The following is a 20,955-nucleotide window of genomic DNA, read 5'->3' as shown; positions in this document are numbered from 1 at the left end:
TATGGCAGGAAAAAAATTAACTCCATTATCCAAAATATTAATCGTTGCAGTAATTATTGGCGGTGTTTATTTCTTACTAAATAAACTAAGAGATCCGAAGGTTAAAGACAAAATAAATGAAGTAACTGCGAGTTCAGAAACTAAAGAAGGGTATCAAGATGTCTTAAATATCGGAGTTGTTACTTGGGGAGGTTATGCAGGTGGACAATATTTTAATGAAGGATTTAAAGCAAATACGAATTCTCGATTTTATAAAGATTACGGATTTAAAGTAAATTTTAAAGTAATTGATGATTTTGATGCTTCTCGTGATGCGTTTAAAAATGGCGATATCGATTTAATGTGGGCAACTATTGATGCTTTTCCTACCGAAGTTGCAGGATTATCGCAATATCAACCGCAAGTTGTTTTTCAAGCAGACTGGAGTCGTGGAGGAGATGCCATTGTTGCACGTCGTGGAATTAATAAAGTAAGCGATTTAAGAGGTAAGAAAATTGCAGTAGCACCAATGACACCATCGCACTCGTTTTTAATTTGGTTATTAGAAGCAGGAGATATCAGTGTAAAAGATGTTAAAATTATAGAAGTACCAAGTGCTATTGATGCTGCCGATGCTTTTAAAAGTGGAACTGTAGATGCAGCTGTTGTTTGGAGCCCGGATGATGCTGATTGTGTTCAAAAAGTTGCAGGAGCTAGTGTTTTAGAAAGTACTAAAAATGCAACACATATTATTGCTGATGTTTTTGTCGCTAAAAAAGATTTTATCGAAAATAATAAAGAGCAATTAAGAGAATTATACGAAGGTTGGATGATTGGAGCTTCTGAACTTAATAATTCGGATGCTAATAAAAAGAAAGCCGCTAAAATTTTAGCAGAAGGCTTATCGCAACCGGAAGATTTTTGTTATGATGCCATTAATAATGTACGTTTAGCGACTCATGGAGATAATCAAAATTTCTTCGGATTAAATAATAATTACAACGGTGTAACAGGAGAGAATTTATATAATAAAATGAAAGTAAAGTATCAAAATTTAGGATACAATACTTCAGGTGCAAAAAGTTGGAGATTACTTTCTACAAAAGATTTAGTAACAAAAACAACTTCTTTAACAGGAGCAAATCATGTTTCTGAAAAAGAAAAACAATTTTCTGTAGCCAATGATAAATTAACTAAAAAAGCATCTTTATCATCAAAAAAAGTAAGTATCAGTTTTAGAACTGGTCAGTTTATTTTAAGTGATAATGCAAAGCAATTAATAGACGTACAATTTACGCCAATAGCAAAAGCTTTTGCAAATACACGCATCCGTATTGAAGGAAATACAGATAATGTTGGAAAAAGAAGTTCTAATGTTTTACTTTCTAGACGAAGAGCTCAGTCGGTTGCTAATTATTTAATCGATCAACATAATATGCCTAAAAACAGGTTTATTATCCTTGGAAATGGTCCTGATAAACCAATTGCTGGTTGTGAGAGAAATCAGAATAAAGATTGTCAAGCAAAAAATAGAAGAACCGATTTTGAATTAGTTGTAGACTAATGAACTATAAAAAATTATTTGAGTTACGAGGAGAACTCACATCGAAAGAAAGAATTACGCTAACCATTTTGGGAAGCGTAATTCTTATTTTGTTTTGGTTTTTATTAGCTGAAGTTTTATCTAAAACTATCATCACCCAAAACGACACGATCTCACCTACTTCTTTATCCGAAGAAAATAGAAAATACTACGAAAGCGATTCACTTTTAGTAGCTAATTATACACTTTTAGAAACAAAAAGTATTGAAAAACTAACACAGTACGGTTTAGTTAAAAACAAAGTATATCCTATTTTACCTTCGCCAATAAAAGTAATCAAAGCTTTTCCTGAATTAAATAAAGATGATGATGTTATTGGAAATACTTTTTTATCGATTAAATTAAATCTTTTAGGATATTTATTAGCAATTATTATTGCAATTCCTGTTGGTTTTCTTTTAGGATTAATTCCGCTTTTTAGAGGTTTGTTTAGCAAAATAATTGATTCATATCGTTTTATTCCGCTAACAGCTGTAACAGGAATTTTTATTATGTGGCTCGGTTTAGGAAGTCAAATGAAAGTCAGTTTTTTAGCTTTTGGTATTATAGTTTATTTAATTCCTGTGGTGGTTCAACGAATTGACCAGGTTCAAAAAGTATATTTAAACACGGTGTTTACTTTAGGAGCAACACCATGGCAAACCATAAAATCGGTATATATGCCCTATGTATTTTCAAAATTAATTGATGATATTCGAGTTTTAACCGCAATTTCGTGGACCTATATTACCATCGTAGAAATGCTAAATAAAGGCGGTGGAATTGGTGAATTAATTTGGACAGCAAAAAGACAAAGTAGAATAGATAAAGCGTTTGCAATATTAATTATCATCGTTATTATTGGCGTAATACAAGATCGATTATTTGTCATTATAGACAAACTTTTGTTTCCTTACAAACACATTAATACAAACAAACGTTAATAAAAAATAAACGATGAGTTTACTATTTACAGACAACGCACAAGCTTCTAATATTATCGAATTACGCAATATTGAGCAGTCGTATAATAACGGACAAACTAAAATTATTCAAAATTTAGATTTACTAATTGAAGACAAACCAATGCAAGGGCAACTCGCTGTTATTTTAGGAATGTCGGGCTGTGGGAAATCTACTTTATTAAGATATATTGCAGGTTTACAACAACCAACATCAGGAAGTGTTTTGGTAAAAGGGCAACCTGTTAGCAAAGAAAATAGGGTAAGTATGGTTTTTCAGCAATATTCTTCTTTACCTTGGATGACCGTTTTAGATAATGTTGGTTTGGCATTGAAATTTGAAGGAATTTCTAAAAAAGAACGTGATGAACGGGCTATGGAAATGATTCAATTAGTAGGTTTAGATGGGCATCAAAAAAAGTATGCACAATATCCAAATTTATCAGGAGGACAGTTACAAAGAATTGCCATTGCACGTAGTTTAATGTCGAATCCAGAAATTTTATTGATGGATGAGCCTTTTGGAGCTTTAGATGTTAAAACAAGGCTACAAATGCAAGATTTATTAATCAATATTTGGGAGAAATTTAGCCCAACTATTTTGTTTGTAACGCATGATATTCAGGAAGCGGTGTATTTAGCCGATGATATTTATATCATGAAACACGCACCGTCAAATTTTGTAAAACATATTAATGTCGATTTGCCTTTTCAACGAAATAGAGAAACTAAAAGATTGCCTCATTTTGATGAATTAGTGCATCAAGTAGAAGATGCAATGATGGCAATAGATTCAGAAAATTAATAATCAATAGTCTATGCATAGTACAAAATCGTATAAAATAATCGACCTATTTTTTAAGAAATTATCTTCAAAAGATACGCCTTATTTCTTTAAAGGGAAATTGGCAAATCCTTTAAAAATAATTGCTATTTCTGCGGATTTTTCAAAACTGAAAATTAAAGATGAAGATTTATTATTGCTTTATTCGTCAAAGAAAGATAGCAATGATTTCGATTTTGTAATTACTTCAAAACATATTCACACAAAAAATAACACGTATTTATTAGGAATTACGGCTTTAAAAAATGACGAATTTCTTTCTTTTGATGAAGAGCATTTATCATTAATAAGAAATTTGGTGAGTGATTTAGGTGTATCAGTAAATGAAGAAAAGAAAAATTTAGCTTCTTTTACTGATAAATTTAAACGCTTTGTAAATCAAAAAGAAAGTAGTGCTACTAATTTTGATATTGATGCTTCTTTTTTAGAAATTTTAAAAAATGAAGGTGATAAAATTCAAAATTTAGCAGACGATTTAAATAATAATAAACGGTTTTCAACAGTAATTAATGACATCGTAACTAAAACCGATGATGCCGTAAAATTTACCGCCGAACATATCATATTACAAGATATTATTAAACTTTTTAATAAGGTTTGTAATTTAATAAGTGAAGAAAATAAAACAGCAACGCTAAGAATTAAGTTTTTATTGGCTTTTTTGTTTGAAAAATTACAAGGAAAGGATATTATAAGCAGTTTGAGTATCGCTCGAATAAATGAATTTGTTGCTTCAGATAGTTTTGATAAAAATATCGAAATTATAAAAGAAGCCACTCTTTTTGATTTAGGAGATACCTATAAAAATGAGTTTTTATTACCACTAATTTTAAAGCGATTAAAGAATCCACATTTTTCAAATTCAGCTGCTTTTTTATATCGAATTGCTTCTTTAATTGCAAAAGCAGATGGAACAGTATCTGAAGAAGAACAAGAAATTCTTAAAAAGATAAACGATAAGTTACAGCATCCGAAAGAAAAATTACAAGGCGTAAAAGAGGTTGAAATTGATGAAAATGAGACTTTAGAAGAAGTTTTAGAGGAATTGAATCAATTGGTAGGTTTAGATAATATTAAAGGCGCAATAACTGAATTATCTAATTTTTTAAAGGTTCAAAAATTACGAGAAGCCGAAGGATTAAAAAGTGTAAATAATTCATTGCATTCTGTATTTATGGGACCTCCAGGAACAGGAAAAACTACGGTAGCACGTTTAATTTCTAAAATATACAAACATTTAGGATATTTAGAAAAAGGGCATTTAATAGAAACTGACCGTAGCGGAATGGTTGCGGGTTATGTTGGGCAAACGGCTTTAAAAGTTGAAGAAATTGTAACTGCTTCGTTAAATGGTGTTTTATTTATTGATGAAGCATATGCGTTGGCAAAAGATGCTAAAAAAGATTTTGGAAACGAAGCAATTGAAGTATTGCTGAAAAAAATGGAAGACCACAGAAAAGAATTGGTCGTTATTGTAGCTGGATATCCTGATGAAATGAAAAGTTTTATCAATTCAAACCCAGGATTACAATCGCGTTTTAACAGGTATTTTACTTTTGATCATTATAAACCGACAGAATTGGTCGCTATTTTTGAGCTTTTTTGTAAAAAGAACGATTTTGTTTTAGCTGCTGATGCCAAAGAAAAACTCTTATTTATCTTTGAAAAACTCTACGAAAAAAAGGATAAAAACTTTGGAAATGCTCGTGTAGCAAGAAATCTTTTTGAAAAAATAATTGAATATCAAGCAAACAGAATTATTGCAATTGCTCCCATAACAAAAGAATTATTAATCACGATTGTTGAACAAGATATACCGCCAGTAAATAAAACAGTGGAAAAATATTTGATGTTTCAAGAAGCCGAAGAAGTATTATAAAATGATTACCGAAAAAGAGATATCTGCAAGATTAAAACGAACTATAAAAGCGCCAATTCGTATTGGTTCGTTAACCGATTTAGCCATTAATAAAGCCGATTTTATAGCATCTTTTAAACCTTTTTTTGATACTGATTTAATGGATGATGTGTATTTGGTTAAAAATAATCAAATTGCATTTTTAAAGTCGATTTTTATAGAAGATAGAATTTCTTTAGAAAAAATATATCAAGATTATTTTGAAGGAAAGTTATCAAAAAGTGTTTTAAATCCTTGGATTGATACATTATCAGAAAATCAAAAGAAAGAATTTTTAATCCTTTCTAAAATTACAAGACAACGAAATATTTCTTCTTTTACAGTTGAGAAATCATCAGAAAAATCATCAAAAAAACAAAGAAATAATTTACTTGTAAAACGAATTGAAGCAAAATCATTTAAACAAGATGTATCTGATTTTAGAGTTTGGAAACGTGTTTTTAAACAAGCATCAAAAGCATCCGTAGAAAATGAATTATTTAAAAGCCTTTTAAAAGAAGTATTTCTTTTGATAAGTGAAATTCATCCAACTACTCAAAAGATAAAAGTTACGAGTCATTTTATGCGCACAATTTCTGATGTTCAGATAAAAGGAGAAAACTCTCCAGAAGGTGTTCATGAAGATGGTGCAAAATATATTGTGTCTGCTTTGGTTATCAATAGAACGAATATTTTAGGTGGAGAAACTCAAATTTTTGAAGCTATTTCAGAAAAAAAAGAATTGATTTTTAATACGATTTTAGAAGCAGGAGAATTTGCTTTTCAAGCAGATACTGGTGAAGAAAAAGAATTCGGAACTGATTTATGGCATTATGTAACGCCTATTCAGCCGATAAATTTAGCTGAAAAAGGCGTTAGAGATATTATTGGTTTTGATATTGAAATAGTATCTTAATAAATAATATTTACTAAAAAATTAAGAAAGCATACAGCTAATTTTATCAAGAGAATCGCCATATTTAAAACTAAAATCGATATGTATTAAATCACCTGCTTTAACATCTAAAGTATTGGTGGTTTTTAAAACCGTAGGAGGCATTAAACTATCTGTACCTGTAAAATTAGCACCAGGTGTAACTTCTACATACGATTCTAAATATAAGGCATTAATTGTACCTGAAAATAAAGCAGGAACTGAAAAACTTAAATTTACACCTTCTTTTTTCTCTTTTAACAATTCTATTTCATTGGCTAAAAATTGTTGCGATAAAAACATCGGCTGATGTCTTGTAAACATCACAGGATAATGATGCACATTTTCATCTATTTCAGCCTCGCATAATCTTGCGAAATTCACAATTCTATTCGGGAATAATTTACCATCCGATTTTAAAAACTGACGCATATGCTGAAAAATTTGCACTTGAAATTCATTAGCACAATAAATACTCATTAATTCACCAATAATATGATCTACTTTTTCGGGTAAATTGACGGTAAGCGCATCGGCATAAATAACTTCTACTTTATCTTTCCAATCGTATTTTTCAATTTCTTTGTTGATAAAAGGAATTAAATCTGGATTGTTTTCAATTAAATACGCCTTTTTAACGTGTGGCATATATAATTTTGTTAGTGGCAAAGTACCAACACCAATTTCACAAACGACGGCATCTTTAAAGTTATTATTTAGCTCAAAAGCTTTTTTAAATGCGTTTACTCTTTGCGCATCTGTTTCCATTATTTTATAATAAATTTCAGGAAAACCAAAATGAGATTCATCAAAAGTTTGTGCTTTTAATAAGGCATATTTTAAAGTATCGTAATTATCTATAATTTGATTGTGTAATTTGTCGTTCATTAATTTTGTAGGTTTTTAGTTTGTTAAAGAAGCTTCTAGTTCTTTATAATCATCTAAATATAATTGTCTTAATGCTTCGATATAAGGTCTTTTATTGTAATAACCATCGTTAAAATCTTTAAGAGCAGTAGTAAGCATCACTTTTGCTTCTTTTGTTTTTCCTTGTTTAGATAAAATCAATGCTTTGTAATATTTAGCATCAGCACTAAAACCGTAAGAATTTTTTATCATCTTATTAAAAGATGCTTCAGCTTTAGTATAATTTCCTAATTCAAGATAGGCAATTCCTTGATATAAAAAAGCAGTAACATCGACAGAAGTTTCACTAAAATCTTCAATTTCTTTGGTTATGTATTTATCAAAATAAAAGATAGCTTTTTTATAATCATTTAGTCCTAAATAGGCAATGCCTCGCCAGCAATCTACACTAAGCCCTTGAGGAGCATCGATAAAATTAGGTGTTAAAACATCACTCATATCAAAATCGGCAATGGCTTTTTTATAATCACGGTAAAACCATAAATACAAATAACCACGCCATGGAATTCTGTTTATAGAGTCTAGTTTTAAAGCTTTGTCATATTGTGGTTTCCATTTATGTGGCATTCCTCTTTTTAGGTGTGCAACAGACAATTCGTAAATAGCTTGTTCATAGGTTGAATCTATTTTTAAAGCTTCTATAATACCATTTTGAAAAGGGGTAGAACCTTGCCTAAATTGAACGGCTTTTTCATATCTTTTTTCGGCAAGAATTCTTTTTTCTGATGAGTTTAAAACAGTTTCTTTTTTACAAGATACAACCATCAAAACAATACTAATACTAAGGGATAATTTGAGCAACTTTTCCATTTTCTATTCTATAAGATACGTACATATAATAATTTAGAGGAGTGTTTTCATAAGAAATAACATTCCAACGCGCTGGGTTTGAAGTAAACTTAAAAAGTTCGTCAACCATTTTAGGATTTAAGGGTGCTTCTTTTAAGTCTAAATCCATTTCAATAATTTCAAACCAACCTGCATTTCCTTCACAATTTACTAAAAATCGAAAATTTAAATAACCAGAATCTGTATAATTATTAGTGTTGAAATTGGTGTTTAAAGTATCTCTAAATCGTTTTTTAGAGCCTTTATACGCTTTTAAACTACCTCCGCTATAGGTTTTATAAATATCACCCTCATTGCATAATTGGTATTTATTATTAAGTAAAGCTTTGTTTTGGTCGATATAACCAATGTAGTTTTTATAGGGCTTGTTTTCGGTATTGTACGCTTCTTTAAGATAGCAATATCCATAGAGAAATATTCCCACTAGCACAACAAACAGCGTTGTAATACTAATGAGGGCAATTTTTATAATTTTCTTTTTTTTCATAGGATAAAAGTACTAAAAAATCTCTTAGTAAGATTAGTAATAATAGTCATATAAAATACGCTTAATTTTAGCGAAAAACTGTAATTTTATCCTTAAAACAAAACAAGAATAATGAAGTATTTTACCGTAATTTTTTTAGTAATAACAAGTGTTTTAACAGGGTGTAAAAATTCAGGAAAAGTAACAATTAAAAATCAAGAATCTACAACAGAAAAAGTTGCTGTAGAAAAAAATAATGACCAAAATAGTGACAAAAAAGCAATGCATTCAAATGCTCATAAAGTGGTTGTAATTGAAAAAATACCTGCAGGAGGTTATGTTTACTTGAAAGTTTCAGAAAAAGAGAAAGAATATTGGATTGCCGTTCCAGGAAAACAAGTAAAAATAGGTGCTACTTATTATTACGATGGAGGAATGGAAATGAGAAATTTTGAAAGCAAAATTTTAAAACGAACTTTTGACCGTGTTATTTTTGCACAGGGGATTCGAGAAAAAATTAATGAAGTAGGGAGTAAGCCTAAAAAAGAAACTAATAAGAAGGTAAATGCCGTTAAAAAAAAGAATACGACACGAAAATCGAAAGTAGGTATTATTGAAAAAGCAAGCAACGGAATACGAGTTGCCGATCTTTTTGAAAACCCAAAAGCGTATCAAAATAAACAGGTTATTATTAAAGGGAAAGCTGTAAAGGTAAATAATGGGATTATGGGTGTTAATTTCATCCATTTACAAGACGGAACAACAGGAAACGGGCAATATGATATTACCGTTACCAGCAATGAAATCGTAAAAATTGGCGATATTATTACGCTAAAAGGAACTGTTATTTTGAATAAAGATTTCGGAGCAGGCTATGTTTTTGATGTCCTTATCGAAAAGGCGGTTGTTTTAAAATAGTTCTTTAAAAAAAGTATCTAAACTGAACTGAAATCCCTTTTAAAAATATGTTTTTAAAAGGGATTTTAATTTTATATATATCTTTAATTAAAATAATTAGCAGGAAAAAAAACGTTCGAACGGACTATCTTTTTTAACTTCTAAACACGTTTTTGTGTATTTAATAAACAGCTTTTAGTTTGAAATAAAGGGAAAAAAAGTTCCTTTAAAAAAAGAATAACTTATTTCTATCAAAAATAGTACAACAACGATTGTTAAAGTAAATTTTACACTTTTTTTCGCTTCTAATTTATTTGGTTTTTTCTTCAATTTTTATAGTTTTATTTTTATTGATAAATAGTAATACGATCGATGCAATAAGAAGTATTGAAGCGCTTATAAAAATCCAAGTGCTTTTTGATTCAATATTGAAAGTAGCAAAGTCAAAATTTAAAATAGTTAAAAACATTGCCAATATAGTCATCACTAATGATAGGTTTCTTTTAGTCATGTTATAATCGATTTAATTATAAGGTGTTTCATAATAATTTTTAATGCTATAAGTTGTTATTATTTGTACGGGAATTTTGAATAAACAGTTAAAAATTTTTTTTCTCCAAGTAAATTTTTACCACTTAAAAGTTGTTCAGATTCTATAATTACATCGTCTAAATCAAAACCTTGCATAGTTCTTCCTAATAAAAATGAAATGGTATAATCTTTCCAATTTGAACCTAAGTTTTGTGCTGTATTAACCGCTTGATTAATAAAATTCCAACATTCTTCTTCTGTTAAATAATCACACCAAAAACACCATTTTGCTAAGGATACTGCTCTACAAATATCCCAAGAAAAAGTTGATTTTACTTGCTGTATTTCTCCTAGTTCTAATTTTAAGCCTTTTGCTATTTTCTTTTCTATTTTGGTTAAATCTTCCGAAGGATTTAATAGATATTTATCAAATTCTTGGCTTCTGTCAAGTGAAATTAATGCACTAATTGTTTGAATAGCTTCTTCTTTAGTTGATATTTCCCAAGAATCTCTTAGTCCATTTTTATAGGTATCAATTGAATCTTTAGGTTTAATTTCTAAGATATCTTCGCCTCTATGATAAGAAAGTATTGCTCCAAAGACTAAGGCATTTTTTTCGTTTTTATTTAAAGGTTTTAGGTTGTTAAATTTTTCTAATTGTTTTTTCTTTCTTTTACTAGCGTAAGTGATTACAAAAATGATATATATGGTAAAAACTACTGCAATTGCGCCTATTATGTAGTATGTATTTTGATTCATATTATTATTATTATAATTTATTTCTTAATTGTTGTATTCCTGAAATTAATGCAAAAAGCCCTAAGCCTTCAAAAATTGCGAGAATTGCATATTTTCCACCAAAATCATAGACTATTTGAAATACTTTTTTCATTCTTACGGGTAACCCAGCTTCTTCCGTTGTTTTCATATCAAAAAAGAAATATATTCCTCCAATAATTAAAACGATACCAACAATAAATACCCAGAATTTGTTTTGTTTCTCTAGTACATTTTCAATTTTTCCCATATTTTTTTATCTTATTTTAAATACGAATATAATTAATCTAAATAAATTTTATTGATTTTAAAATGTTAATTTATATTGAGTTATATAAATAATCCCAACAAAAAAATCCCGTACTAAAAGCACGGGATTTTACAATATATTTAAAAAAAAGATTACTCAGTATTACTCTTGAATTTTGTACATAAAAAACCTACTTGAAAGTTTTTTTGAGGCTTTTTGGAAGTAGGTAAGAAATAATATGATATTGTTAATTGGTTTTCTTAATTAAGAAAATACAATTTTTTCAATTTAATATTACAACTATTGTTTATTTTTATATATTTGTATCTGTAAAAAAACTCTGTTAGAGCAGAGTTATTTATAAGTTCTTTGATTTAAGGTGTCACAAAATCAATTTATATATGGCTACAAATATAGTAACAAAAATGGAGTCCACAAGTCGAACAGGAAAAAGAAGGCAAGTGTCTAAAGATGAGTGCTTGCTAGATTTAAAAAGTGAGTTGCCTAAAATTTTTAAAGCTTTTAATAGAGGTGTTAAGAAGTTTAATAAGGTTTCATCTATGTTTAGTCCCGATTCAAAAGTTCGTTTTGATGCCTCTGTTCTAAATACTTCAATAGTTGAGAGTTTACAAGTTGAATTCTCTAATGATTGGAAATGGGGTAAATACAAAAGGTTTATTTTAAGGTTGAATGATTATATTTTCCTTGTGAAAAAATTGAACAACAATAATATGCCAATGAATATTAAAACAAAACATGTAAATACAATTTCTAATCAATTGAGTTTACCTATGTTTGATAATGAAGTTTATCAAGATGATCCAATTTTATTTTTTGGATATAAAATTGATAGAATGGGCGAAATAGTATCTCCAGAAGTAGTATATATTGATGAAAATCAAGTTAAATGGATTGTTGCAGAAAATGATGTAATAGCTATAAAAACTTTATTTAAACCGAATACACAAAATAATACAGTAAAAGTCTCTATAAAAGAGCAATTAGTTAGAAGAAAAGCTTCTAATGAGTAATTAATAATAGACACCTTAAATTTTAGAATGTTTTTTAAATTTTTAAAATTATGGAATTCAACCACTCACAATTTATATTTGCGAGAGAATATAGAGGGATAGGTCAAACTGATTTATCAAAAAAAATTAAAGGTTTATCTCAATCTAACTTATCAAAATTTGAAAAGGGATTTGATGTTTTATCAGAAAATATTATTTATGAACTAATTAATTTTCTTAATTTTCCTGTAACATTTTTTACTAAAAAGATTAATAATGACATTGAAATTGCTCATTATAGAAAAAAATCAGGCATAACTAAGGCTGTAAAAGTACAGTTAGACTCGAATAATAAAATTATTGGTTATTTAGTCGATCAATTAAATGATTCTGTTGATTATCCTGATTTTTCATTAAGACCATTAGATCCTGAAGAATATACTCCAGAGGAGGTAGCTAGATTCACTAGGAAATTAATAGGACTTGATAAGCGAGAACCTGTTATAAATATTTTTAAATATCTTGAAAGTAATGGTATAATTGTTATAGAATTTGATGATGTAACAGATAAATTTGATGGGGTATCATTTTTAACTGATAAAGGAAATCCTGTTATAGTTATTAATAGAAATTTTTCTAATGATCGAAAAAGATTTACTCTTGCTCATGAGTTAGGGCATATTTTAATGCATTGTACAGGTGACTTTCCTAATCCAATGCATCGTGATGAAAAACAAAAAGAGAATGAAGCAAATCGTTTTGCTTCTGAATTTTTAATGCCTGCTTTTGGTATTCAAAATTCTTTACTTGGATTGAGTTTATATGACTTAGCTCCATTAAAAAAATATTGGCATACATCAAAACAGTCTATTATAAGAAGAGCAAAAGATTTACGTAGTATTCCTGAAAATAGAGCTACTTATTTTATGATTGAATTAAGTAGAATGGGTGAGCGTAAAGTGGAAAAAACACTTGTGTATATTGATAAACCTGTTATATTTAAAAATGCTTATGAATTACATAAAAAAGAATTAAATTATTCTGATGAAGATTTGTCTAAAGCATTTTATTTACCTCATGATATTCTTAAAAAGTATTTCAATTTTTCAGATAAATCAAAACTGAGAGTTATTATTTAGTTGGTAGTTTACCAACTTATTGTATCTAGAATAAATTTATGCGACTAAAATAATCCCAACAAAAAAATCCCGTACTAAAAGCACGGGATTTTACAATATATTTAAAAAAAAGATTACTCTTTCAAATCTAATTTAATACTTAATTCTGATAATTGTGCATCATTTAAAGCAGCAGGAGCATCAATCATAACATCACGTCCTGAATTGTTTTTAGGGAAAGCGATAAAATCACGAATCGTTTCTTGTCCGCCTAAAATAGCAACCAATCTATCTAATCCGAAAGCTAAACCTCCATGTGGTGGTGCGCCATATTCAAAAGCATCCATTAAGAAACCGAATTGCTCTTTTGCTTCTTCTTCGGTAAATCCTAAATGTTTAAACATGATCGCTTGTGTTTCTTTATCATGAATTCTGATAGAACCTCCACCGATTTCATTTCCATTTAACACTAAATCGTAAGCGTTTGCTTTAACCGCTCCAGGATCTGTATCTAACAATTCTAATTGCCCAGGTTTTGGCGATGTAAACGGGTGGTGCATTGCATGATAATGCCCAGTTTCTTCGTCTAATTCTAATAATGGGAAATCTATAACCCAAAGAGGAGCAAATACTTTAGGATCTCTTAAACCTAAGCGTTCTGCTAATTCCATTCTTAAAGCCGATAATTGGGCTCTTACTTTATTGGTATCTCCAGATAAAACACACACTAAATCACCAGCTTTTGCACCTGTAATTTCTGCCCATTTCGCTAAGTCTTCTTGATCGTAGAATTTATCTACAGAAGATTTGAATGTTCCATCTTCGTTTACACGAGCATAAATCATTCCTAAAGCGCCAACTTGAGGACGTTTTACCCATTTAATAATATTGTCTATTTCTTTTCTTGTGAATTTATTTCCTCCAGGAACAGCGAAACCAACCACTAATTCAGCACTATTAAAAACGCCAAAATCTTTATGTTGTGTTACTTCGTTTAATTCGCCAAATTCCATTCCAAAACGGATATCAGGTTTATCATTTCCGTATAAACGCATTGCGTCATCGTACAACATTCTTGGAAATTTATCCACTTCAACATTGTTGATTTCTTTTAATAAATGACGGGTTAATCCTTCAAAAATATTTAAAATATCTTCTTGCTCAACAAAAGCCATTTCACAGTCAATTTGTGTAAATTCTGGCTGACGGTCGGCACGTAAATCTTCATCTCTAAAACACTTTACAATTTGAAAGTATTTATCCATTCCACCAACCATTAATAGTTGTTTGAAGGTTTGAGGCGATTGTGGTAAGGCATAAAATTGCCCTGCGTTCATTCTTGAAGGCACTAAGAAATCACGCGCTCCTTCAGGAGTTGACTTGATTAAATAAGGCGTTTCAACTTCTATAAATTCTTGGTCAGATAAATACTTACGCACTTCCATAGATACTTTTGATCTGAAAATCAAACTATCTTTTACAGGATTACGACGAATATCTAAATAACGATATTTCATTCTGATATCTTCACCACCATCTGTTTTATCTTCGATAGTAAAAGGTGGCGTTTTTGCTTGGTTTAAAATTTCTAATTTAGTAACCAACACTTCAATTTCACCAGTAGCGATGTTTTTATTTTTCGATTCTCTTTCAATAACAGTACCTGTAACTTGAATTACAAATTCACGCCCTAAGGTTTTTGCCTGTTCGATTAAATCTTTAGAAGTACGTTCTTCATCAAAAATTAATTGCGTAATTCCGTAACGATCACGTAAATCGACCCAAATCATAAAACCTTTATCACGTGATTTTTGTACCCAACCAGAAAGGGTTACTTCAGTATTAATATGCGAGGCTGTTAATTCGCCACAAGTATGTGTTCTGTACATTTCTAGAATTTTAGATATGCAAAATTACGCAATTATAAATATATTTTATCTAAGTTTTTTAACTTAAGATTATTAGCAGTTTTTCTATAACATAAATGATAATTATGAGAATAATTTGTATCATAATTGTATTTTTTTTACTGATCAATATCAAATAAATATTCTACGGTAACATCAAATAAGCGTGCCATTTTAATTGCCAATGTTACTGACGGATTAAATTTTTGGGCTTCAATTGCGTAAATAGTTTGCCTTGAAACACCTAATTTTTCTGCCAAAGCACCTTGGGTTAAATTATGCCTTGCACGTTCTACTTTTAGTAAGTTTTTCATGTTAAAATTGTCTTTTTTTAATCCCAAAAATGAGTAAATAAATCCATGAGTAAACGCTAATAAAACTGTCTATATTAACAGTGAAATTATTAGAAATACCATAAAGTAACAAGGAAGCCGATAATACTATTAATGCTGTTATTTGATAAGACTCTAATCTAAGTTTATTGATATAATCGTCCTCTATTTTTTCTTTGGATACTATATAAATAATCATCCCAATTAAAGAGAACATTCCAAATAAATGAATCAAATTATCACCAAAATATTCTCGAAATGTAAATACTCCTGTATTTTGAAGAGATTGATAGGGTTTTCCTGTAAATCCTTCTATAAAATCATCTCTTCCCTCTATAAAAGAACCGATTACAAAAACGGTTAAACCTATTTTTTTACACCAATTAGGTAAAATTTGTGTGTTCATATTTTTTTTATCAAATGTAAACAAAACTTTACATTTTTAAAATAAAACGTTACTTTTTTTTAATTGATGTGGTACTGAACTAAATTCAGTATGACGAGAATCTAGTTTTTATCTAGTTTTTTATCCTTTGAAATATGGTCTGTTTAGCCTCTTTCTCGTATTTAATTAAATCGTCAATTGTCATTTTTGGATATAATTTTTTTAAGAACCAAGCATTTAAAACTTTCAATAATTTAGGAAATATTAATACGATTATAAAATTTAACATTGCAGTTGTTTTTAAATATGAATACATAATTTTTTTTAAAATGAGGATTACTTTAATTATTCCAGATTGTTGACATACAATTATATAACAGTTTTAAAGAATATTAAAAGACATAAAAATATAGTGTAAAAACTTGATTTACAGTATTTTGTTTTTTTTGATGTTTACTGACTAGTGACTTTTAGGTTTTTATCACGGACATATCGGGGCTAAATAAATTAACGAGCTAATTAAAAGTTGTTTAGGTGTATTTTTTTTAGTGATAAAATCAAAATTGTATTTTATTAACGTCAGATAAAAGATGTAACAGTGTAAAACGTGTTCTTTTTTACATAAAAAATGTAATTTCACAAGCTTTTTAGAAGATAAGTAAACAACTAGATAAAATCTAAAATTATGACATTACAAGAATTTAAAAATAAACTAAGAAACACACCTAAAGAACTAGATTTTTCAGAAACAATTAATGTTATTGAAGAAAACTACACTTTTACGGCATCAGCATTTAAAAATGGCGATTTAGAAAATGCAAGTACTCAAAATTTAGGTTCGTGTAAAGTGTTTTCATTTGCTATTAAAGAGCAATTAAGCAAAGAAGAAGCCTTGGCTTGTTTTGGAGCGTATTATTTTATTGATGTTTTAGAAAACCCAACAGCAACCGACCATCAGAATATTAGAAACTTTATGAAAACAGGTTTTGAAGGATTGGTTTTTGAAAATGAAACTTTAGAGCTTGTTTAAATTTTAAAGATAAACGTCATGCTGAATTTATTTCAGCATCGCATCAACAGGAGAATCAAGGCAAATCAGGATGCGAACCTGAAATAAATTCAGGTTGACCGATGCGATTTCTTGTTTCTTCTGATATTTTTTTTAGATGAAATTTAAACAATCTCTTAATTATAAAATACAAATTATCAAAAACAGCACAAATTCCTAGCCCCGATTGAAGCAATTGTTTGAGCTCTTTTTTTGATTTTTTTTCAAAAAAAAGCGAGTGCGGAAAGCGGGAAATAGCTTCAAAAAAAACACCAATCATATATATAAATTATGATTGGTGTTTTTGGGTGAAATTTTAAAAAATAATGAAGAAAATACACTTAATCAAAAGCACCTGATTTTAATTTATCAAAATAAATAGTGGCGGCTTTTTTAACTTTTGGTGCTAATAAAAGTGTAGAAATTACCGTTGGAATCGCCATTAAAGCATAGGCGCTGTCCATTAAATTAATTACAAAATCTAACTTTATAACCGAGGCGATTACTATAACAAAAACGTAAAAATAATTGTAATATTTACCCGTTTTAGCGTTGGTTAAATAACTTAAACAGCTATAGCCGTAAAATGAATAGGTGAATAATGTTGAGAAGGCGAAAATTAAAACGCAAATGGTTAAAATGATGCTTCCTAAATGATATGGCAACACCGAATCGAAGGCGGCTAAGGTCATTGAAATTCCGTTACCGTCAAAATCTTTCCATATTCCTGATGATAAAATTGCCAAGGCTGTTAACGTACAAACTAATAAAGTGTCAATCGCAGGCCCTAACATGGCTACTAATCCTTCTCTAATTGGTTCGTCTGTTTTGGCGGTTCCGTGCATCATTGGGGCGGTTCCTAAACCTGCTTCGTTAGAAAATGCTGCTCGTTTTACTCCTGTAATTATCAACGCTCCTAAAGCACCTCCTAAAACAGAATTTGCTGAAAAAGCATCCGTAAATATTAATGAAATAATGTTTGGAACTTCTTCGATTTTTAAAAATAAGATTGCTAAAACGGTTGCTAAATAAACCACCACCATAATAGGAACTAATTTTCCAGCTACTTTTCCGATGCGTTGAATTCCTCCGAAAATTACGGTAGATACTATAAATGCAATGACAATTCCTATTAATAATTTTGCCACAAACTCATTTGCTTGGTTTACTTTAAAAACATCAATAATGGTTTGTGTTAATTGATTTGCTTGAAAAGCGGGGAGTGTTCCTGCCAAACCTGCGGTGGCAAAAAATACTGCTAAAGGCTTCCATTTTTTTCCTAATCCTTCTGTAATTACGTACATCGGCCCGCCTTTTGCGTTTCCTTGTTCGTCTTTTCCTCGGTACATGATTGCCAAACTACAGGTGAAAAATTTGGTTGCCATTCCTACAAAAGCACTAATCCACATCCAAAAAATGGCACCTGGTCCTCCCATGGCAATGGCGATGGCTACTCCACTGATATTTCCCATTCCTACGGTTGCCGCAATAGCGGATGATAGGGCTTCGTAATGTGATAATTCTCCTGGTGTGTCGTGCTTGTCGTATTTTCCTCTTAAAATAGCGATGGCGTGTCCTAGGTATTTAAAAGGCACTAAGCCTGAATATATAAATAAGCATAATCCGCCACCAATTAGTAATATTAATAAGGGAATTCCCCAAATCCATGCTGAAAATGTGGCGACTATATCTTGAATTTCTGTAAACATAACGATTGTTTTTTAGTGAAATGAATAAAATTAGTATAAAAAAAAGTGGCTTGTAATAATGTTACAAGCCACTTTTAGGTGTTTTCGTTGAATTAAATATCAAAAAAAAGCTATTTGAAAATGAAATTATTTACAAACTACGCCTTCTTTATTTAAAAGGTCGATATGCCTGAAAAATCCTTTTTGAATTGTTCCTTCTTGAAAGATAAATGTTTTGTCGTGTAAAATATTATTTTCGAAAAAAGTAACCTGAAATTGATTGTCTAAAGCAAATAATTCGGGTTGCATTATTTCAAATTTAGAAAATGATTTCGCTTTTAAAAGGTCAATTTTTCTTCGGAATAAAGAGGTTTTTTTAGTTTCAGAAAATCCTTGTGAAACAATAACGACCATTTCTAAATCAATGTCTTTTTTATTGATAATATAAACGCTCCACTCCTCTAAATTATCCTGTGGATTTTTTTCTAAAGTGATGGCAATTTCTACATCAGTAACTCCTGGTATTTTTATGTCTTTTCTCATGTAATAGGTGTTAAAAGCAAAAAGTTGAAAAGCAGAATTGATTCTTTACTTTTCAACTTTTTGTATTTAATAGTAACTTTTATTTATATAACTGATTTAAACTGCTCTAAAAAACGTTTGTCGTTTTCGTAAAACATTCTAATATCAGGAATTTGATATAATAACATAGCGATACGTTCAATTCCCATTCCGAAAGCGTATCCTGAATATTTTGTAGGGTCAATATTGGCATTTTTCAATACATTAGGATCTACCATTCCGCAGCCCATAATTTCTAACCAACCTGTTCCTTTGGTAATTCTGTAATCAGTTTCAGTTTCTAATCCCCAGTAAATATCTACCTCAGCACTTGGCTCTGTAAATGGGAAATAAGAAGGTCTTAACCTAATTTTTGACTTTCCAAACATCTCTTTGGTAAAGTATAAAAGTGTTTGTTTTAAATCGGCAAAAGATACATCAGTATCAATATACAATCCTTCTACTTGATGAAAAATACAGTGCGAACGTGATGAAATATCTTCGTTTCTAAAAACACGCCCTGGTGAAATGGTTCTAATAGGAGGTGTGTTATTTTCCATATATCGAACCTGTACCGATGAGGTATGGGTTCTTAATAAAGTATCTGGGTTTTTGTCGATAAAAAAAGTATCCTGCATATCGCGTGCCGGGTGGTATTCTGGCAAGTTTAATGCGGTAAAGTTATGCCAATCATCTTCAATTTCTGGTCCTTCAGAAACGGTAAAACCAATTCTGTTAAAAACCTCGATAATTTGATTTTTCACCAATGAAATTGGATGACGAGAACCTAAATTAATTGGTTCTGACGGACGGGTTAAATCGCCATAAAAACTTTTATGCTCAAAAGTGCTATCTAAATTGTCATTTAATTCGCTAACTTTTTGCTCTGCAGATTTTTTTAAAGTGTTTAATGCCTGCCCAAAATCTTTACGCATTGCTGGATCAACATTTTTAAATTCAGCAAATAAATCTTTCAATAAACCCTTACTTCCTAAGTATTTTATTCTGAAAGCTTCTACTTCTTGTTTTGAAGTTGCTTGAAAAACATTTACATCACCAATCAATTCTTTTACTTTGTCTAACATCTTATCTGTCCAAAATTTGACTGCAAATTTAATATTTTTATATCAAAATACATAATAACTGTCATTAACTATCTTAATTAAAAAGTAGTGAATAAATAAGAAGCTTAGTAACTTGGTAATAAATGACTATAAAAAAGTTTTTAGTGATTATTTTTTTTAGTGTAATTTGCTTTTATTTCTAGAAATCATAAATAAATATTAAAACAGTTAATTTTTGATGATTTTAAATTTAACAGATTGTAAATTATTTTTTTTTCATGAAAATAAAACAATAAACATTGTCTAAAATGTAAAAGCGAAAAGAAAATTTAAAAATAATAAAAAATGTCTTAGATTAATTATATTCGTACTCATAATGAGATATATAAGATCCTTTTTTTGTAGTGAAAAGGTAACTGTGGTTTTGTTATTCGATTTAAGAAAAAAACTGAGCGTGTGGAGTTAGAAACCACTTAAATAAACAAGGAGAAACCGAAAATCCAAAAGAGTAGGAAATATAAATTTTAATTATGGGAATATTTTTTGGCTGGATAATATTTAGTTTTATTATTGGTCTTATTGGTCTTATTGGTACAGATAGAGAAATTGGTTTTTTTAGTGCCTTCTTTTTATCATTATTTTTAAGTCCTTTGATTGGATTGGTTATTACTTTGATTTCTAAGAACAAAGAAGATGAAAATTATAAAAAAGAAGTGTTAAAAACACAGAATGCACAAAAAAAAGCATTAGAAAAAATGACACAGAAAAATGAAACTTCTATTGCTGATGAATTGACGAAGTTAAATAATCTTAAAGAAAGTGGCTTAATTAATGAGACAGAATTTAATACCTTAAGAGCCTGTTTAAATTTGTAAAATAAAAAGAAAAAGGTTTCTGAAATTCTATTAAAATGTTTCTTTTGTGGTTCTCAAAACAAAAAAGATGTA

22 protein-coding genes are annotated in these 20,955 nt (G+C 29.5%); 10 read left to right on the top strand and 12 right to left on the bottom strand.

Translation table 11 applies throughout. The annotated features are described in order from the left end of the window. Window position 1: 1 nt before the first annotated feature. Genes AQ1689_RS00755 through AQ1689_RS00735 form a run of 5 tightly spaced genes read left to right on the top strand, consistent with a single transcriptional unit; the run spans window position 2 to window position 6,180 of the window. A complete protein-coding gene (locus tag AQ1689_RS00755) occupies window positions 2-1,543 on the top strand; it encodes a phosphate ABC transporter substrate-binding/OmpA family protein (protein ID WP_101954877.1) in 1,542 nt (513 codons plus the stop codon). Next, on the top strand, window positions 1,543-2,505 hold the full coding sequence (locus AQ1689_RS00750; protein WP_101954876.1) for an ABC transporter permease: 963 nt from the start codon (window positions 1,543-1,545) through the stop codon (window positions 2,503-2,505). Before AQ1689_RS00755 ends, AQ1689_RS00750 begins: the two co-directional genes overlap by 1 nt. Before the next feature lie 13 nt (window positions 2,506-2,518). After that, complete coding sequence (locus tag AQ1689_RS00745) at window positions 2,519-3,328, top strand: ABC transporter ATP-binding protein (protein ID WP_101954875.1); 810 nt, start codon at window positions 2,519-2,521, stop codon at window positions 3,326-3,328. Between the two features lie 13 nt (window positions 3,329-3,341). Next, complete coding sequence (locus AQ1689_RS00740) at window positions 3,342-5,246, top strand: AAA family ATPase (RefSeq protein ID WP_101954874.1); 1,905 nt, start codon at window positions 3,342-3,344, stop codon at window positions 5,244-5,246. A 1-nt stretch (window position 5,247) separates the two neighbouring features. After that, complete coding sequence (locus AQ1689_RS00735) at window positions 5,248-6,180, top strand: 2OG-Fe dioxygenase family protein (RefSeq protein WP_101954873.1); 933 nt, start codon at window positions 5,248-5,250, stop codon at window positions 6,178-6,180. A gap of 21 nt (window positions 6,181-6,201) precedes the next feature. Here AQ1689_RS00735 and AQ1689_RS00730 read toward each other — a convergent pair whose 3' ends face one another. From AQ1689_RS00730 to AQ1689_RS00720, 3 genes are read right to left on the bottom strand one after another with little or no spacing between them, the layout of a single operon-like run. After that, window positions 6,202-7,086, bottom strand: a complete 885-nt coding sequence (locus tag AQ1689_RS00730; protein ID WP_101954872.1) for an rRNA adenine N-6-methyltransferase family protein — start codon at window positions 7,084-7,086, stop codon at window positions 6,202-6,204. Between the two features lie 15 nt (window positions 7,087-7,101). Next, window positions 7,102-7,935, bottom strand: coding sequence for a tetratricopeptide repeat protein (locus AQ1689_RS00725; RefSeq protein WP_101954871.1), 834 nt, complete (start codon window positions 7,933-7,935; stop codon window positions 7,102-7,104). Beyond that, window positions 7,907-8,461 (bottom strand): hypothetical protein, encoded by a 555-nt coding sequence (locus AQ1689_RS00720; RefSeq protein ID WP_101954870.1) that lies wholly within the window; start codon window positions 8,459-8,461, stop codon window positions 7,907-7,909. Before AQ1689_RS00720 ends, AQ1689_RS00725 begins: the two co-directional genes overlap by 29 nt. Before the next feature lie 111 nt (window positions 8,462-8,572). Between AQ1689_RS00720 and AQ1689_RS00715 the strand changes: the two genes are divergently transcribed. Further along, complete coding sequence (locus AQ1689_RS00715; RefSeq protein WP_101954869.1) at window positions 8,573-9,358, top strand: hypothetical protein; 786 nt, start codon at window positions 8,573-8,575, stop codon at window positions 9,356-9,358. A 289-nt stretch (window positions 9,359-9,647) separates the two neighbouring features. On the opposite strand, the gene AQ1689_RS00710 is transcribed toward AQ1689_RS00715, so the two are convergent. Genes AQ1689_RS00710 through AQ1689_RS00700 form a run of 3 tightly spaced genes read right to left on the bottom strand, consistent with a single transcriptional unit; the run spans window position 9,648 to window position 10,895 of the window. Then, a complete protein-coding gene (locus AQ1689_RS00710) occupies window positions 9,648-9,848 on the bottom strand; it encodes a hypothetical protein (RefSeq protein ID WP_145993710.1) in 201 nt (66 codons plus the stop codon). A gap of 59 nt (window positions 9,849-9,907) precedes the next feature. After that, on the bottom strand, window positions 9,908-10,627 hold the full coding sequence (locus AQ1689_RS00705; RefSeq protein WP_101954868.1) for a DUF1266 domain-containing protein: 720 nt from the start codon (window positions 10,625-10,627) through the stop codon (window positions 9,908-9,910). Between the two features lie 10 nt (window positions 10,628-10,637). After that, the gene (locus AQ1689_RS00700) at window positions 10,638-10,895 is read right to left on the bottom strand and encodes a hypothetical protein (protein WP_101954867.1); all 258 of its coding nucleotides are present in this window, start codon (window positions 10,893-10,895) and stop codon (window positions 10,638-10,640) included. 401 nt (window positions 10,896-11,296) lie between these two features. On the opposite strand from AQ1689_RS00700, the gene AQ1689_RS00695 reads away from it, so the two are divergent. Further along, window positions 11,297-11,926 carry a hypothetical protein gene (locus tag AQ1689_RS00695; RefSeq protein WP_101914181.1) on the top strand — a complete coding sequence of 210 codons (630 nt, stop codon included), beginning with the start codon at window positions 11,297-11,299 and terminating at the stop codon, window positions 11,924-11,926. A gap of 50 nt (window positions 11,927-11,976) precedes the next feature. Next, the gene (locus tag AQ1689_RS00690) at window positions 11,977-13,044 is read left to right on the top strand and encodes an XRE family transcriptional regulator (RefSeq protein ID WP_101954866.1); all 1,068 of its coding nucleotides are present in this window, start codon (window positions 11,977-11,979) and stop codon (window positions 13,042-13,044) included. 113 nt (window positions 13,045-13,157) lie between these two features. Here AQ1689_RS00690 and aspS read toward each other — a convergent pair whose 3' ends face one another. The 3 genes from aspS to AQ1689_RS00675 all read right to left on the bottom strand — a co-directional run bounded on the left by aspS (window position 13,158) and on the right by AQ1689_RS00675 (window position 15,668). Further along, the gene (gene aspS, locus AQ1689_RS00685) at window positions 13,158-14,912 is read right to left on the bottom strand and encodes an aspartate--tRNA ligase (protein ID WP_101954865.1); all 1,755 of its coding nucleotides are present in this window, start codon (window positions 14,910-14,912) and stop codon (window positions 13,158-13,160) included. A 137-nt stretch (window positions 14,913-15,049) separates the two neighbouring features. Further along, the gene (locus tag AQ1689_RS00680) at window positions 15,050-15,244 is read right to left on the bottom strand and encodes a helix-turn-helix transcriptional regulator (protein ID WP_058886319.1); all 195 of its coding nucleotides are present in this window, start codon (window positions 15,242-15,244) and stop codon (window positions 15,050-15,052) included. Window position 15,245: 1 nt separating this feature from the next. Beyond that, window positions 15,246-15,668: a hypothetical protein gene (locus AQ1689_RS00675; protein ID WP_101914184.1), complete on the bottom strand. Its 423-nt coding sequence runs from the start codon at window positions 15,666-15,668 to the stop codon at window positions 15,246-15,248. A 664-nt stretch (window positions 15,669-16,332) separates the two neighbouring features. Here AQ1689_RS00675 and AQ1689_RS00670 point away from each other — a divergent pair. Then, on the top strand, window positions 16,333-16,677 hold the full coding sequence (locus AQ1689_RS00670; RefSeq protein WP_101954863.1) for a HopJ type III effector protein: 345 nt from the start codon (window positions 16,333-16,335) through the stop codon (window positions 16,675-16,677). A 359-nt stretch (window positions 16,678-17,036) separates the two neighbouring features. Here AQ1689_RS00670 and AQ1689_RS00665 read toward each other — a convergent pair whose 3' ends face one another. The 3 genes from AQ1689_RS00665 to pheS form a co-directional block, all read right to left on the bottom strand. Next, entirely contained in the window at window positions 17,037-18,404 is a 1,368-nt protein-coding gene (locus tag AQ1689_RS00665; protein ID WP_101954861.1) for an alanine/glycine:cation symporter family protein, read from the bottom strand. 126 nt (window positions 18,405-18,530) lie between these two features. After that, entirely contained in the window at window positions 18,531-18,926 is a 396-nt protein-coding gene (locus AQ1689_RS00660; RefSeq protein ID WP_101914189.1) for a hypothetical protein, read from the bottom strand. An 83-nt stretch (window positions 18,927-19,009) separates the two neighbouring features. After that, the gene (gene pheS, locus AQ1689_RS00655) at window positions 19,010-20,029 is read right to left on the bottom strand and encodes a phenylalanine--tRNA ligase subunit alpha (protein WP_058885995.1); all 1,020 of its coding nucleotides are present in this window, start codon (window positions 20,027-20,029) and stop codon (window positions 19,010-19,012) included. A 509-nt stretch (window positions 20,030-20,538) separates the two neighbouring features. Between pheS and AQ1689_RS00650 the strand changes: the two genes are divergently transcribed. Continuing rightward, complete coding sequence (locus tag AQ1689_RS00650; protein ID WP_101954860.1) at window positions 20,539-20,883, top strand: hypothetical protein; 345 nt, start codon at window positions 20,539-20,541, stop codon at window positions 20,881-20,883. Window positions 20,884-20,955 lie beyond the last annotated feature (72 nt).

Origin of the sequence: Tenacibaculum finnmarkense (assembly GCF_900239185.1) — a bacterium.
Lineage (GTDB): Bacteria > Bacteroidota > Bacteroidia > Flavobacteriales > Flavobacteriaceae > Polaribacter > Polaribacter finnmarkensis.
Note: the sequence above shows the minus strand (reverse complement) of the source record. Positions and strands in the feature narration are given on the sequence as shown.